This is a genomic window from Pedococcus bigeumensis (assembly GCF_039531795.1).
Taxonomy (GTDB): Bacteria; Actinomycetota; Actinomycetes; order Actinomycetales; family Dermatophilaceae; genus Pedococcus; species Pedococcus bigeumensis.
Map to the genome: position 1 here is coordinate 165147 of NZ_BAAAQS010000005.1, position 14181 is coordinate 179327.

Here is a 14181-nt window from a genome sequence, read left to right on the forward strand (position 1 = left end):
GACCGGGCCGATCAGCACGGCATACAGCACCGTCCCGAGCCCGACCACTCCGCCGAGCAGCCAGCCCACGACGAGCACGGTCACCTCGATGCTCGTGCGCACCAGCCGGAAGCTGCGTCCGGTGCGACGCACCAGACCGGTCATCAGGCCGTCGCGGGGGCCGGGACCGAACTGGCTCCCGATGTAGAGGGCGCCGGCCAGCCCGTTGAGGACGATCCCGCCCACGAGCAGCACCACCCGCAAGGCCATGGCCTCGGGGGCGTCGAGGAGCGCCAGCGTCGCGTCGGTGGCCAACCCGATCACGATGACGTTCGCGACGGTGCCCAACCCGGGCCACTGCCGCAGCGGGATCCACAGCAGCAGCACGGCCACGCCCACGATGATCGTCACGGTGCCGAAGCTGACCGGCAGGTGCTGGGCGATGCCGTAGTGGAAGACGTCCCACGGGTCGAGCCCGAGCCCGGAGCGGACCATCATCCCCATCGAGACCCCGTAGAGGGTCAGGCCCACGGCGAGCTGGACCAGCCGGCGAGGGGTGCGGCCTGCCCGCAGCTGCTGCCGGGGCGTGAGGGAGGCAAGGGAGGTGCGGGTCATGGACTCAAGATTGGACTGCATTGGTCTGTTCCTCCATAGCCAATCGTGGGAAAGTGGTCTGCATGTCGACCCGAGCAATCTCTGCGACCCGGCTCGTCCCCATGCTCGGCGCCGCCCTCGAGACGGCGCCGGCCTACCGCGGTCTCGCCGACGCGATGCGGCTGCTGGTCGCCGACGGACGGGTGCCGGTGGGCACCCGGCTGCCCAGCGAGCGCGACCTCACCGCCGCCCTCGGCGTGAGCCGCACGACCGTGACGCGCGCGTATGCCGAGCTGCGCGACCGCGGGTACCTCACCTCGCGGCAGGGCTCCGGAAGCGTGGTGGCCCTCCCCGGCGACCCTGCCGGTCGCCGCCAGGGCACCGCGCTCCACCCGTCGGCGGAGCAGCACGACGGCGGCGTCATCGACCTCACCTGCGCGTCCATGAGCGCTCCGCCCGGGACCGTCGCGGCCTACGAGCGCGCAGTGGCCGAGCTGCCGCGCTACCTCGCGGGCACCGGCTACCACCCACTCGGCCTGATGGCGCTGCGCGAGGCGCTCGCCGACCGGTTCACCGAGCGCGGGCTGGCGACGACACCCGACCAGGTCATGGTGACCAGCGGCGCCCTCGCCGGGCTCGCGGTGACCGCTCGGGCACTGCTCTCCCCCGGCGACCGGGTGCTGCTCGAGAGCCCGACCTACCCCAACGCGATCGACACCCTGCGTCGCTCGGGCGCCCGCGCCGTGGCCCTCCCCCTCGACCGCCGCGGGTGGGACATCGGCGCCGCCGAGGCCGCCCTGCGCCAGACCGCCCCGCGGGCCGCCTACCTGATCCCCGACTTCCACAACCCGACCGGCGCGCTCATGCCCGACGCCCAGCGCTCCGAGCTCGGTGACGCCCTGGCCGGCACCCACACCATCGGCGTCGTCGACGAGACACTGGTCGACCTCGCCCACGACCCCGGCCTGGTCATGCCCCGACCCCTGGGCGCCCACCACCCGCGCACCGTGACCCTGGGTGGAGCGAGCAAGTCGTTCTGGGGAGGCCTGCGGGTCGGCTGGATCCGCGCCCCCCGCGAGCTGATGCCCGCCCTGGTGGGGGCCCGGCTGACCCTCGACCTGGGGGCGCCGGTGCTGGAGCAGCTCGTGCTGACCGACCTGATCATGCACCGGGAGCAGATCCTCTCCGACCGGCGGGCAGCGATCGTCTCCACCCGCGACGCCTTGGTGGCGGCGTTGCGAAACCGGCTGCCGCAGTGGAGGTTCCGCATGCCCGAAGGCGGCCTGTGCCTGTGGGTCGAGCTGCCGGAGGCCAGGTCGACCCCGCTGTGCGCTGCGGCCGACCAGAGGGGCGTCGTGCTGGCGCCCGGAGCCCAGTTCGCGGTCGAGGGCGGCATGGAGCGCTTCCTCCGGCTGCCCTTCACCGGCCATGCTCCAGACGTGGTGGACGAGGCGGTCGAGCGCCTGGCGCTCGCCTGGGACGACGCGCAGTCGTCCCGGCCGTCGAGGCACGCCGGCTCACCCCTCGTCGCGTGAGCGGGGGCGTCTGCGACTGACCACCACGCCGACCAGGCAGACCGCGCCGCCGATCAGGGCGAGCGCGCTCGGCACCTCCGACAGGAAGGCCCAGGACATCAGCACCGAGAGCACTGTCACCAGGTAGCCGAGCGGACCGAGCCGACCGGCCGGCATACGGCGCAACGCATAGGCCCACGTCGTGAAGGCGACGGCGGTCGGGAAGGCGCCGAGGTAGGCCGCGCCGAGGAGCGCCGACGCGGGGGCGCCCTGAGCCTCCCCCACCAGGTCGCCGGCATACGGCAGGGTCACCACGGTCCCGACCAGGCACCCGAGCCAGGTGGCCCGCAGCGCGTCCACGCTCCGGAGCGTGACCTTCTGCAGGAGCACTGACGACGCGTAGAGCACCGCGGCCACGAGGGCGAACGCGATACCGGCACCGTCGCGACGGCCACTGGAGTCAGACGCCATGAGGGCGACTCCCGCGAAGGCCACGGCGCACCCCAGGAAGACCGGTCGCGAGAAGCCCTCCCGCAGGAAGAGTCCGCCACCGAGGGCGATCAGGACGGGGGCGACGTTGACCAGCAGGGCTGCGGTGCCGGCGTCGATGTGCCGCTCGGCGGCGTTGAGCGCGACGTTGTAGCCCGCGAACCACAGCGCCCCGTAGCCGACCACGGGCAGCACCGCACGCCAGCCGCGGGGCAGCAGCAGACCGGCGTTGCGGCTGCCACCCCACAGCACGAAGGGGGTGAGCACGACGGTGGCGACCGCGACCCGGGCCAGCGCCATGGGCCCGGGCGACAGGTGCGCACCGGTGCTGCGGATCACGACGAACGCCGACGCCCAGAGCACGATGGTGACGAGCGCGGCCAGCGCGGCCCTCGTGGCGGGGGTGACCAGCCGGCGCGGCGACGCGGTGTCGGATGGCTCAAGGACTGGACTGGTCGCGGTGGTCACCGCCTCATCGTCGGCGGTGCACACCCATCAGCACAAGCGATGCTTCCTTCACTTCCGTTAAGCCTGACTGTATGGTCGGGACCATGCTCGACGTCCACCGCCTCCGAGTCCTGCGCACCGTCGTGGCCACCGGGTCGGTCGGCGCCGCCGCGACCACGCTCGGCTACACGCCGTCAGCGGTGAGCCAGCACCTCGCCACGCTGCAGCGCGAGACCGGCCTCCTGCTGATCGAGCGCAAGGGCCGGGGCATCGAGCCGACGGCGGCGGGACGCACGCTGGCCGACGAGGCCGGCCGGGTCCTGGAGTCCTTGAGCGGCGTCGAGGGGGTGGTGGGCGACCTGCGCGCCGGACGCGTGGGGCGGCTGTCGATCAGCTACTTCGCCTCGGCGGGGGCGGCATGGATCCCGCCGGTCGTCGCCGCGCTGATGCAGGAGTTCCCCGAGCTGCGCCTCGACCTGCGGCTCATCGAGCTGCTCGGCGACGGGCACCCCGACCCCGACCTCGAGATCTTCGTCGGAGGGGCCGACGAGCACCTGCACCCCGGCCGGGCACAGTCCCGCGTGCACCACCTGCTCGACGACCCGTATGCCGTGGTCGTGCCGACGGACCACCCACTGGCCGGGTCGCAGAGCGTCCCGCTCGCCCGTCTCGCGAGCGAACGGTGGGTGGACAACGACTTCAACCGCGGCTTCTGCCGCCAGGTCGTCCTCGACGCCTGCGACGAGGCAGGTTTCACCCCGGACTTCCGCATCGAGACGCACGACTACCCCACTGCGATCTCGTTCGTGGCAGCCGGCGTCGGGGTCACCGTCCTGCCCGTCCTGGGCGCGACCCGGCTGCCCGGCGGCGTCGTCGCGATCCCCTTGGTGGCACCCACGCCGGTGCGCCACGTGTACGTCGCCGTCAAGGCGTCGGTGGAGCACCACCCCGCCGCCCGCAGAGCCGTCGAACTGCTGCGGGAGCGCGTCACCGCGCCCGCTAGGGTCGAGGCGTGACCGACCAGAGCACCCCCGACTCCGATGCCGGCCAGGACGCTGGTTTCGACCCGCTGGCCGACCTGCTCGACACCCTCGACCTCGAGGAGCTGGGCACCGCCCGGATCACCGTCGAAGGCGTCGGTGACCGCGCCGACTTCGGTGAGTCCGGCGCGACGGTCTTCCTGGGCCGCAGCCAGAAGATGCCCCACGGTCGCGTCTTCGGTGGCCAGGTCCTGGCGCAGTGCGTCATCGCCGCCGGCCGGACGATGGCGGACGTCGACGACGGCGACGGACCCCGACACATCCACTCCCTGCACGGCTACTTCATGCGCCCCGGAGACGACACGCAGCCGATCCGGTTCGCGGTCGAGCGGATGCGCGACGGCAACTCGTTCTCCACCCGGCGCGTGCACGCCATCCAGGACGGCGTGCCGATCCTGTCGATGATCACGTCGTTCCAGGAGGCCTCCGGCGGGCTCGACCACCAGGACCCGATGCCCGTCGTCCCCGGCCCCGACGAGCTCCGCTCGCTGGCCGACGAGTTCGGCGGCATCGACCACCCGGGCGCCCGCCACCTGCTGAAGCGCCCGATCGAGCACCGCCACGTCGAGAACCACCTCTTCGTGGCGCCGAGCCCCGAGCTGACCGCCCACCAGAGCGTCTGGATGAGGGCGCTGGGCCGGCTGCCCGACGACCCGCTGATCCACGCAGCGGTGCTCGCCTACGCCTCCGACTACACCCTCCTCGAACCCGTGATCCGCAGGCACGGGTTGACCTGGACCGACCGCCGGCTGCGCCCCGCCAGCCTCGACCACGCGATGTGGTTCCACCGGCCGGTGCACGCCGACGAGTGGATCCTCTACACCCAGGAGTCGCCCTCGGCCTCGGGCGGGCGCGGGTTGGGGATCGGGCGGATGTTCGCCGCAGACGGCACGATGGTCGCGACCGTCGCCCAAGAGGGCATGGTCCGGGTCAAGGAGTCCTGACCGTGGTCGGCGACCACGGTGCGCGCGACCCGAGCCGGTGGGTCGTCGACGAGCTCCGCGCCGAGGACCACGAGGCCTGGTCGCGGTTGCACCGCGGCTACCTCGAGTTCTACGAGTCCACCCGTCCCGACGAGGTCACCACCATCGTCTGGGGCTGGTTGACCGACCCGACCCACGAGCTGGAGTGCCTCGTCGTCCGCGCCGATGCCGACTCGGAACCCGTTGGCATCGCTCACATCCGGCCCTTCGTCCGGCCACTGCACGGCTCGGTGTCCGGGTTCCTCGACGACCTCTACGTCGCGCCGGAGCACCGTGGCACCGGCGCTGTCGACGCGCTCCTCTCCGGCATCCAGGAGCGCGCCCGCGAGCGCGGGTGGCCCACCGTCCGGTGGATCACGCGGGCGTCCAACACCCGGGCCCGCTCGACCTACGACCGGGTCGCGGAGCAGACCGACCTGGTGACCTACGACCTCGCCGTCGACTGACCCATCCGCACGACCGCCGCGGTGAACGGCGGCAGGTGCACGCCGTGACCACGCAGGCGGGTCTGCCCGGGCTCCCACGCGAGCACGACGCTCTCGGGCTCCGCGTCGAGCGGCACCGTCCAGCGCGACTCGGCGAGGTTGACGACCACGCGGTAGGCGCCCCGTCGGACCACGAACCAGCCGGCACCCTCGTCGTAGTCGACCGCCACCGACTCGAGGCTGCCGTTGCCGAGGTCGAACTCGCGGCGCCGCAACGCGATCAGCGACCGGTACCACTCGAACATCCGGGCATGCTCCCCCTCGTGGAGCTCGGCCCAGTCGAGCTGTGAACGTCGGTAGGTCTGCTCGTCCTGCGGGTCGGGCACGTCCTCGGCAGCCCACCCGTGGGCCTCGAACTCGCGGCGCCGCCCCTCGGTGACGGCCCGCTTCAGCTCGGGGTCGTCGAAGTCGGTGAAGAACTGGAACGGCGTCGTGGCCGCCCACTCCTCCCCCATGAACACCATCGGCGTGAACGGGGCGGTCAGGTAGAGGGCCGCCCCGATGGCCTGGCGACCCGGTGTCACGACGGCGGAGATGCGGTCGCCGACCGCACGGTTGCCGACCTGGTCGTGGGTCTGCAGGTAGGCGAGGAACCGCCGGCCGTCCGTCGTCGCGCGGTCGACCGGAGCCCCCCACTCGGCGCCCCGGAAGCTCGACCAGCGGCCGTCGTGGAGGAACGCCTTTGTGAGCGTCTTGGCCAGCACCGCGAGCGGGCCGCCGTCGGGCATCGCGCGGCAGTGACCGGCGAAGTCGCCGTAGTAGCCCTGCGTCTCGCCGGTCAGCGTGACGTGGAGCGCATGGTGGATGTCGTCGTCCCACTGGGCGTCCATGCCGAGCCCACCGTCCGCGGTCGGGGTGACGGTCCGGGGGTCGTTGAGGTCGCTCTCCGCGATGAGGTCGAGGGGCCGACCCAGTCGACGGCCCAGCGCTGCGACCTCGTCGGCCAGCTGGGCGAGCAGGTGCTGGTCGGAGTCGTCCCTGAGCTCGTGGACGGCGTCGAGGCGCAGCGCGTCGACGTGGAAGTCGGCGAACCACCGCAACGCGTTGTCGATGATCCAGCGCCGCACGTGGAGGCTGCCCGGACCGTCGAGGTTGAACCCGTCGCCCCACGGCGTGGGGTGGGAGTCGGTGAAGTAGGGACCGAACCGCGACAGGTAGTTGCCGTCCGGCCCGAGGTGGTTGTAGACGACGTCGAGGCACACGCCGAGGCCGAGGCCGTGACACGCGTCGACGAAACGCTGCAGGGCGGCGGGGCCGTCGTACTCGTCGTCGACCGCCCACGGCCCGACCCCGTCATAACCCCAGTTCCAGCGGCCCGGCCACGACGCCACCGGCATCAGCTCGACCACGTCGACCCCGAGGTCGACGAGGTGCTGCAGCCGGCGCTGGGCGGCGTCGAGGGTGCCCTCGGGGGTGAAGGTCCCGACGTGCAGCTCGTAGACCACGGCGCCCAGGACCCCCTCACCGTGCTGGGGGCCGGCCCAGGTCGCGTCGCGCCAGGCGTGCCGGCTCGGGTCGAACCACCGGCTCTCGCCGTGCACCCCGTGGGGCTGCCAGGCCGAGCGCGGGTCAGGGGTGACGTCACCGCCATCGACGCGGAAGCCATAGTCGAGACGCGGGTATGCCGCGGTGCCCGGCTCCGCGGCCGGAGCCTCCCACCGCCACCAGCCGTCACCCTTGGGCTCCATCTCCGAACGCCGGGCCGGGCCGTCGTCGAGGGACCACTCGACCTCCACCTCGTGGGCGACAGGGGCCCACACGGTGAGCTCGGGCCCGTGCAGGACCGTCGCGTCTGCCTGCTTCGTCGCGGGCAGGGACGTCATCTGGGGGGCGTTCATCGCGGCTCTGTGCTCATTTGCAGTCTGTGTTCAGGTGGATTCGGGGGGCAGCGTCGGCGTCAGCCTCGGTCCGGAGCAGTCGAAGGTCAGGACTCAGCTGCGCTCTAGGCTGCCATGCCGGACGAGCAGGGCAACCGGAAGGGTCTCCAGCACGTCGGTGAGGGCGACCACCCCCTCCGCTCCAGGGGTGGTCTCCCGCCCGGTCAGGAGGTCCAGCCAGCGGCCCTCGGGGAGGTCGAGCGTCGCAGCCGCCCAGCCACCGTCGGCGCGCAGCCGCTCGCCGAGGCGGGTGACGACGGCCACCACCTGCAGGCCGCTCGCGTCGCCACGCCCCAGGGCCAGCGCGTGCGCGCTCGACGCGGGGACCGCGGCATACGTCGCGTGCTCGCCGGTGAACCACTCGGGGTGGTCACGGCGCAGCCGGAGGGCTCGTGAGGTGACCAGCAGCTTCTCGTCGTCGAGATCGGCGGCCGCCCCGCCGGCGTCGAGCCGGGCCAGACGCTGACGGCGGGTGGAGTAGTCGACAGGCCGGCGGTTGTCGGGGTCGACGAGCGAGAGGTCGACGAGCTCGGTGCCCTGGTAGACGTCGGGGACGCCGGGGAGCACGAGCTGGAGCAGCTTCTGGCCCAACAGCGTCTCGCGGGCGGCCGGCGCCGTCCGCGCCACCCACCCGGCGACCTGCTCGACGAGGGCCGGCTCGGTGGTGAGCGCCCGCACGAACCTCTCGACGTCGGCCTCGTAGTCGGCGTCCGGGTCGGTCCACGTGGTGTGCTGCTTGGCCTCGCGGACCGCCTTGGTGGCGTAGCCCTGCAGGCGATCGTTGTCGACCGGCCAGGCGCCGACGGCGGTCTGGAGGAGGAGGTACTCGGTGGCCGCGTCGAGCCGGTCGCCGCGGTGCGGAGCCGCGAGGTCACGCGTCCTGCGCACCCAGGCCGCCCACTCCACTGGCAGCTCGGCGACGACCGAGAGCCGGGCACGGACGTCCTCGGAGCGCTTGGTGTCGTGCGTGGAGAGCGTCGTCATGGTGGTCGGCCAGGTGGCCAGCTGACGGCTCGCGAACGCGTGCAGCTCGGCCGGGTCGAGACCCACCTGTCCGGGGTCGCCGCCGACCTCGTTGAGGCCGGTGAGGCGGGCGTAGCGGTAGAAGGCGGTGTCCTCGATGCCCTTGGCCATCACCGGACCACAGGTCTGCTGGAACCGCACCATGAACTCGCGGTGAGCAGCCTCGGCGGACTCGTCGAGCTCGTCGAGCGGAGTCCCTTCCGCGAGGAGGGCGACGACTCCCACGGCGTCCTGGTCGGCGTCGGCCACCTGGGCAGCCGCGCGCGCCTCGGCATGGGCCAGCACCTGCAGCTGCTCGTGGTCGTCGGGCTGACCGGGCACGAGGTAGGCGCGGTAGCGGTCCATCGCCACGAGGAGCGCACCGAGTCCACGACGCAAGGCGGCCTGGTCCTCGTCGGGCACGATCCTGGCGAGCAACCGCATCAGCCGGTTGACCTCCGCCTCCTGGACCTGTGCCACGACCTGTTCCTTGGCGGCCCGCACCAGCTCGTCGAGCTCCTGCGGCGCGCCCACCAGCTCGGCGAGCAGGTCGCTCAACGGCGCCTCTGCGTCGGGGCCGACGAACACCTGCTGCACGCGCAGGAGGGTGTCGTAGCCCGTCGTGCCCGCACAACGCCAGTCGTCAGGCAGCTGTTCGTGGCCCTCCAGGATCTTCTCGGCCACCACCCAGGCGTCACCGGTCGCCTCGGCGAGCCGTGCGAGGTAACCGCCGGGGTCGGCCAGGCCGTCGGGGTGGTCGATCCGGAAGCCATCGATCGTGCCTGCGCCGAACTCCTCCAGCAGGAGCCGGTGGGTGTGGTGGAACACGTCGGGGTCCTCGACCCTGACGGCAGCCAGGGTCGTGACGTCGAAGAACCGCCGGTAGTTGAGCCGGCTCCCACCCTGGCGCCAGTCGCACAGCCGATAGTGCTGCGCTGCAACGAGATCGGCGAGGCCGAGGGACTCGGTCCCGGACCGGACGGGGAACACGTGGTCGAAGTAGCGCAGGACCGTCTCGTCACCGTGCGGCCCACCACCGGGCTCGACCGAGAGCTCCTCGGCGGCCAGGACCTGCTCGAGCGGCTGGCCGAGCACCGGAACGAGGACGCGCCCGTCCTCGGCCTCCCAGTCGACGTCGAACCAGTGCGCGTGGTCGGAGTCGCGGCCGTCGCGCAGCAGGAACCACCACGGGTGGTTGAGCGAGGCGGGGGTCGGGGTCGTCATGTGGTTGGGCACCACGTCGACGACCATCCCCAGCCCGGCCTGCCGGAGGGCTGCGGTCAGCAGGTCGAAGCCCTCCGCACCCCCGGCCTCCTCGTTGAGGAACTCGTGGCTGACCACGTCGTACCCGTGTGTCGACCCAGGCGCCGGAGCGAGGATCGGTGACAGGTAGGCGTGCGAAACACCCAGGGCAGCGAGGTAGTCCGCCTGTGCGGCGGCATCGCCGAAAGTGAAGGCAGGCTGGACCTGCAGCCGGTAGGTGCCGGTCGGCACCACCCGCCCGGCCGCGGGCCGGTGTGCTGCACCCTGCGGCACACCGGCCTGCACCTGACTCATCGCGGGCTCATCGGCGGGCGAGGGCAGCTCCCGCGGGCGATCCCGAGGGGAGCGCTCGCGGACAGCGGAGCACCACGACGCTACGACCCTGTGCCGTGACCTTGGCGTCGGGCTTGTACTCCGTGGCCGGGACCTCCTGCGCGGAGGTGTCGAGCTCGGTGACCCAGCGGTCGCCGTACTCCTTGCCGGGCAGGACGAACGGGAGGACGTCGTGGTGACCGTTGAAGATCACGAGGAAGTGGTCGTCGAGCGTCTGCTGACCGCGGGTGTCCGGCTCGGGGATGGCCTGCCCGTTGAGGAAGACCATCATCGAGCGGGCGTAGCCGTTGGCCCAGGAGTCCTCGTCCATGTGGTTGCCACCGGGCTCGAACCACGCGATGTCACCGACTGAGCTCTCGCCACCGTGGTCGGCCGACCCGGCGAAGAACCTGCGTCGACGGAAGACCGGGTGGTCACGGCGCAGCTCGACGAGCCGCTGGGTGAACGCGATGAGGTCGAGCTGGTCCTGGTCGAGGTCCCAGTCGATCCACGAGATCTCGTTGTCCTGGCAGTAGCCGTTGTTGTTGCCACCCTGGCTGCGGCCGAGCTCGTCGCCGTGCAGGAGCATCGGCACCCCCTGCGAGAGCAGGAGGGTGGCGAGCATGTTGCGCTGCTGGCGCAGCCGGAGCGCGTTGACCTTCTTGTCCTTGGTGGGTCCCTCGACGCCGCAGTTCCACGAGCGGTTGTGGCTCTCACCGTCGTTGCCGTCCTCGCCGTTGGCGTCGTTGTGCTTCTCGTTGTAGGACACCAGGTCTCGCAACGTGAAGCCGTCGTGGGCGGTGACGAAGTTGATCGAGGCGATCGGCTTGCGACCGCTGTGCTCGTAGAGGTCGCTGGAGCCGGTGAGGCGCGACGCGAACTCGCCCAGGGTGGCGGACTCGCCGCGCCAGAAGTCGCGGACCGTGTCGCGGTACTTGCCGTTCCACTCGGTCCACAGCGGCGGGAAGTTGCCGACCTGGTAGCCGCCGTCGCCGACGTCCCAGGGCTCCGCGATGAGCTTGACCTGGCTGACCACCGGGTCCTGCTGCACGAGGTCGAAGAACGCCGACAGCTTGTCGACCTCGTGGAACTGGCGGGCCAGCGTCGCCGCGAGGTCGAACCGGAAGCCGTCGACGTGCATCTCGGTGACCCAGTAGCGCAGCGAGTCCATGATCAGCTGCAGCACGTGGGGGTGCCGCATGAGCAGGCTGTTGCCGGTGCCCGTGGTGTCGTAGTAGTGCGCCTTGTCGTCGTCGACGAGCCGGTAGTAGGCGGCGTTGTCGATCCCGCGGAAGCAGATCGTGGGGCCGAGCTGGTTGCCCTCGGCGGTGTGGTTGTAGACCACGTCGAGGATGACCTCGATGCCCGCCTCGTGGAGCGCCTTGACCATGCCCTTGAACTCGGCGACCTGCTCACCGCGGGTGCCGTAGGCCGCGTAGCCGTTGTGCGGGGCGAGGAACCCGATCGTGTTGTAGCCCCAGTAGTTCGACAGGCCCTTGTCACGCAGCGTGAAGTCGTTGACGAACTGGTGCACCGGCATCAGCTCGATGGCCGTGATGCCGAGACCCTTGAGGTGCTCGATGATCACCGGGTGGGCGATCCCGGCGTAGGTGCCGCGGATCTCCTCCGGGATGTCGGGATGGGTCTCGGTGAGGCCCTTGACGTGGGCTTCGTAGATGACGCTGTTGTGGTACTCGTGCCGGGGCAGCCGGTCCTGACCCCAGTCGAAGAAGGGGTTGATGACCACGCCCATCATCGTGTGGCCGAGGCTGTCCTGGACGTTGGCCCTGGCCGGGTCCTCGCTGGGCGAGTCGAAGTCGTAGGAGAACAGCGACTGGTCGCCGTCGGGCTGCCCGTCGATCGCCTTGGCGTAGGGGTCGAGCAGCAGCTTCTGGGGGTTGCAGCGGTGCCCGTTGGCCGGGTCGTAGGGACCGTGCACGCGGTAGCCGTAGCGCTGGCCGGGCTGGACACCCGGCAGGTAGGCGTGCCACACGAAGCCGTCGACCTCGGGGAGCTCGACCCGGGTCTCCTCGCCGTTGTCGTCGATGAGGCAGAGCTCGACCTTCTGCGCCACCTCGGAGAACAGCGCGAAGTTGACCCCGGTGCCGTCGTACGTGGCACCGAGGGGGTAGGACTTGCCAGGCCAGATTTCCATGCATCGCCTTCGTCGTAGAACAGCCCACGGGTGAGGGGCCGGTGAAGAAGGACGTCGACGGCCTCCAGCGAACCCATTGTGCACGACTCCCCGGCATTCACACGCCAGGTCCGCCCCGCGCGCTAAGCGAGCGCTTAGTAGACTCGCCGCCAAACGTCGCGGCACCTCTGGTGCAGCCGTGACCCCGGACCACCCCAAGGAGCCCCATGAGCACCCAGCGCGTCGCAGTCGTCACCGGAGCAGCCCGCGGCATCGGGGCGGCCACCGCCCTGCGTCTCGCGCGGGACGGGAACGCGGTCGCCGTCCTCGACCTCGACGAGGCATCCTGCGCCGGCACGGTCGAGGCGATCACCGCCGAGGGCGGTCGGGCCATCGCCGTCGGGGTGGACGTCAGCAAGGCCGACCAGGTCGAGGCCGCCGTCGCCCGGGTCGCCGACGAGCTGGGGGCACCGACGATCCTGGTCAACAACGCGGGCATCATCCGCGACAACCTCATCTTCCGGATGACCGAGGACGACTGGGATGCGGTGATGGGCGTGCACCTGCGCGGGTCCTTCCTGATGACGCGCGCGGTCCAGGCGCACATGTCCGCCGAGAAGTACGGGCGCATCGTCAACCTCTCGTCGTCCTCGGCCCTGGGCAACCGCGGCCAGGCCAACTACTCGGCGGCCAAGGCCGGTCTCCAGGGGTTCACGAAGACCCTCGCCATCGAGCTGGGTCGCTTCGGCGTCACCGCCAACGCGGTCGCTCCGGGGTTCATCCAGACCGACATGACGGCGGCCACGGCCGAGCGGATCGGGGTGTCGTTCGAGGACTTCATCAAGCACTCGGCCGCGCAGATCCCGGTGCAGCGGGTGGGCCAGCCGGAGGACATCGCGGCCACCATCTCCTTCCTGTGCTCCGAGGAGGCCGGCTTCGTCTCCGGTCAGGTCATCTACGTCGCCGGCGGCCCGCTCGACTGACGAGTACGCCGTTTCGTCCGAGCCGCCCCCTTCCGCGGGTTTCGGGCTCCTAGACTTCCGCCGTGCCCGAGCCTCGGAGCCTGACGGTCGATGCCACCCTGCGACACCGCATGGTCACCGACCTGTGGCGCCACAACCTGCGCACCCTGCGGGGCGCGGGGATCCTGCGGTACTCGGAGCCGGTGCCGTGGTGCTGCTGCTCTGGCACGACGTGGTCGGCGCCCTGGTCGTCGCAGCAGCGCTCCTCCTGGGCCGGGTCGGCTGGTGGTGGGTGCGGCTGACGCGGAACCTCACCAGACGCCTGCCGATCGGTCAGGTGATCCAGGTCGGGCACACGCCCGCCGGTGAGCTCGTCATCCGGGACACCGACGAGGTCTGGCTGCCTCGCGGTTCAGCCGCCGCGGTGCAGCGCATCGGCAGCGTGACCATGGTGCACGGCCGAGCCGTCGGCGCCATCGTCCCGACCGCCCTGCTCACCGACGAGGACGCGGCCTTCCTCGAGGGCCACGGAGCCCGGCCACCCGAGCAGCCGGCGACGGACGAAGCGCTCGCCCTGCCGCTCTCGGTCGAGCTCACCCAGCGGGTCCAGGACGAGATGGTACCTCCGCTCGGGCGAGTTCGGCATGGTGGTCGCCCTGCCAGTCCTGCTCTTCCTCGCCACCGTCTTCGTCGCCAGACCCCAGACGACCCTGGCGCTGACGGCCGCCTGCTGCATCCCGATCGCGTTCGCCCTCAACGGCATGCAGCGGTCGTGCGCCGCGCTGCGACGCACCTACCCGGTCGGGCACACCCTGCAGGGCCAGGCCGACGAGGCCGGGCTGGTCCTGACGCTGGTCCACGGCGCGCTGCGCGTGCCCTGGTCCGACTTCCAGGCCCACCGGCTCCGGCCGCCCGTCATCGAGCTCCGCACGCGCAAGGGCCGCCCGCTGGGCAACCTCACCCTGCCGCTCGCGCTCTTCACCCCCGAGGCGCTCCAGGTCCTGCGCACCGCCGTCCCCCCGTCCTTCTGAGCCCGAGGGCCTTGACACCGGTCCGATCTCCGTCCCATAGTTTCCGTATCAGTTAATAAACCGATCGGT

At 71.5% G+C, this 14181-nt stretch carries 12 protein-coding genes and 1 pseudogene; 7 read left to right on the forward strand and 6 right to left on the reverse strand.

The features are described from left to right. Nucleotides 1–42: 42 nt before the first annotated feature. Nucleotides 43–615: pseudogene (gene yczE / locus ABD262_RS19685) on the reverse strand (membrane protein YczE); the annotation flags it as partial. A gap of 41 nt (nucleotides 616–656) precedes the next feature. On the opposite strand from yczE, the gene yczR reads away from it, so the two are divergent. Then, a complete protein-coding gene (gene yczR, locus ABD262_RS16475) occupies nucleotides 657–2108 on the forward strand; it encodes a MocR-like transcription factor YczR (protein WP_344138583.1) in 1452 nt (483 codons plus the stop codon). Here yczR and ABD262_RS16480 read toward each other — a convergent pair. Then, the gene (locus ABD262_RS16480; RefSeq protein ID WP_344138585.1) at nucleotides 2091–3044 is read right to left on the reverse strand and encodes a DMT family transporter; all 954 of its coding nucleotides are present in this window, start codon (nucleotides 3042–3044) and stop codon (nucleotides 2091–2093) included. The genes yczR and ABD262_RS16480 overlap by 18 nt on opposite strands. Nucleotides 3045–3127: 83 nt before the next feature. Here ABD262_RS16480 and ABD262_RS16485 point away from each other — a divergent pair, with 83 nt between their 5' ends. From ABD262_RS16485 to ABD262_RS16495, 3 genes are read left to right on the forward strand one after another with little or no spacing between them, the layout of a single operon-like run. Then, the gene (locus ABD262_RS16485) at nucleotides 3128–4039 is read left to right on the forward strand and encodes a LysR family transcriptional regulator (RefSeq protein ID WP_344138587.1); all 912 of its coding nucleotides are present in this window, start codon (nucleotides 3128–3130) and stop codon (nucleotides 4037–4039) included. After that, a complete protein-coding gene (locus ABD262_RS16490; RefSeq protein WP_344138589.1) occupies nucleotides 4036–5007 on the forward strand; it encodes an acyl-CoA thioesterase in 972 nt (323 codons plus the stop codon). Before ABD262_RS16485 ends, ABD262_RS16490 begins: the two co-directional genes overlap by 4 nt. A gap of 2 nt (nucleotides 5008–5009) precedes the next feature. Continuing rightward, nucleotides 5010–5492, forward strand: coding sequence for a GNAT family N-acetyltransferase (locus tag ABD262_RS16495; RefSeq protein WP_344138591.1), 483 nt, complete (start codon nucleotides 5010–5012; stop codon nucleotides 5490–5492). Here the strand turns inward: ABD262_RS16495 and treZ are convergent. The 3 genes from treZ to glgX form a co-directional block, all read right to left on the reverse strand. Next, on the reverse strand, nucleotides 5471–7369 hold the full coding sequence (gene treZ, locus ABD262_RS16500) for a malto-oligosyltrehalose trehalohydrolase (protein WP_344138593.1): 1899 nt from the start codon (nucleotides 7367–7369) through the stop codon (nucleotides 5471–5473). The genes ABD262_RS16495 and treZ overlap by 22 nt on opposite strands. 93 nt (nucleotides 7370–7462) lie before the next feature. Continuing rightward, nucleotides 7463–9967: a malto-oligosyltrehalose synthase gene (gene treY / locus ABD262_RS16505; RefSeq protein WP_344138595.1), complete on the reverse strand. Its 2505-nt coding sequence runs from the start codon at nucleotides 9965–9967 to the stop codon at nucleotides 7463–7465. Between the two features lie 7 nt (nucleotides 9968–9974). Further along, nucleotides 9975–12140 (reverse strand): glycogen debranching protein GlgX, encoded by a 2166-nt coding sequence (gene glgX, locus ABD262_RS16510; protein ID WP_344138597.1) that lies wholly within the window; start codon nucleotides 12138–12140, stop codon nucleotides 9975–9977. 206 nt (nucleotides 12141–12346) lie between these two features. Between glgX and fabG the strand changes: the two genes are divergently transcribed. After that, entirely contained in the window at nucleotides 12347–13102 is a 756-nt protein-coding gene (gene fabG / locus ABD262_RS16515) for a 3-oxoacyl-ACP reductase FabG (protein ID WP_344138599.1), read from the forward strand. 62 nt (nucleotides 13103–13164) lie between these two features. Further along, a complete protein-coding gene (locus ABD262_RS16520; RefSeq protein ID WP_344138601.1) occupies nucleotides 13165–13383 on the forward strand; it encodes a hypothetical protein in 219 nt (72 codons plus the stop codon). Nucleotides 13384–13493: 110 nt separating this feature from the next. On the opposite strand, the gene ABD262_RS16525 is transcribed toward ABD262_RS16520, so the two are convergent. After that, on the reverse strand, nucleotides 13494–13727 hold the full coding sequence (locus ABD262_RS16525) for a hypothetical protein (RefSeq protein ID WP_344138603.1): 234 nt from the start codon (nucleotides 13725–13727) through the stop codon (nucleotides 13494–13496). Here ABD262_RS16525 and ABD262_RS16530 point away from each other — a divergent pair. Beyond that, the gene (locus ABD262_RS16530; protein ID WP_344138605.1) at nucleotides 13726–14112 is read left to right on the forward strand and encodes a hypothetical protein; all 387 of its coding nucleotides are present in this window, start codon (nucleotides 13726–13728) and stop codon (nucleotides 14110–14112) included. The genes ABD262_RS16525 and ABD262_RS16530 overlap by 2 nt on opposite strands. Nucleotides 14113–14181: the final 69 nt, after the last annotated feature.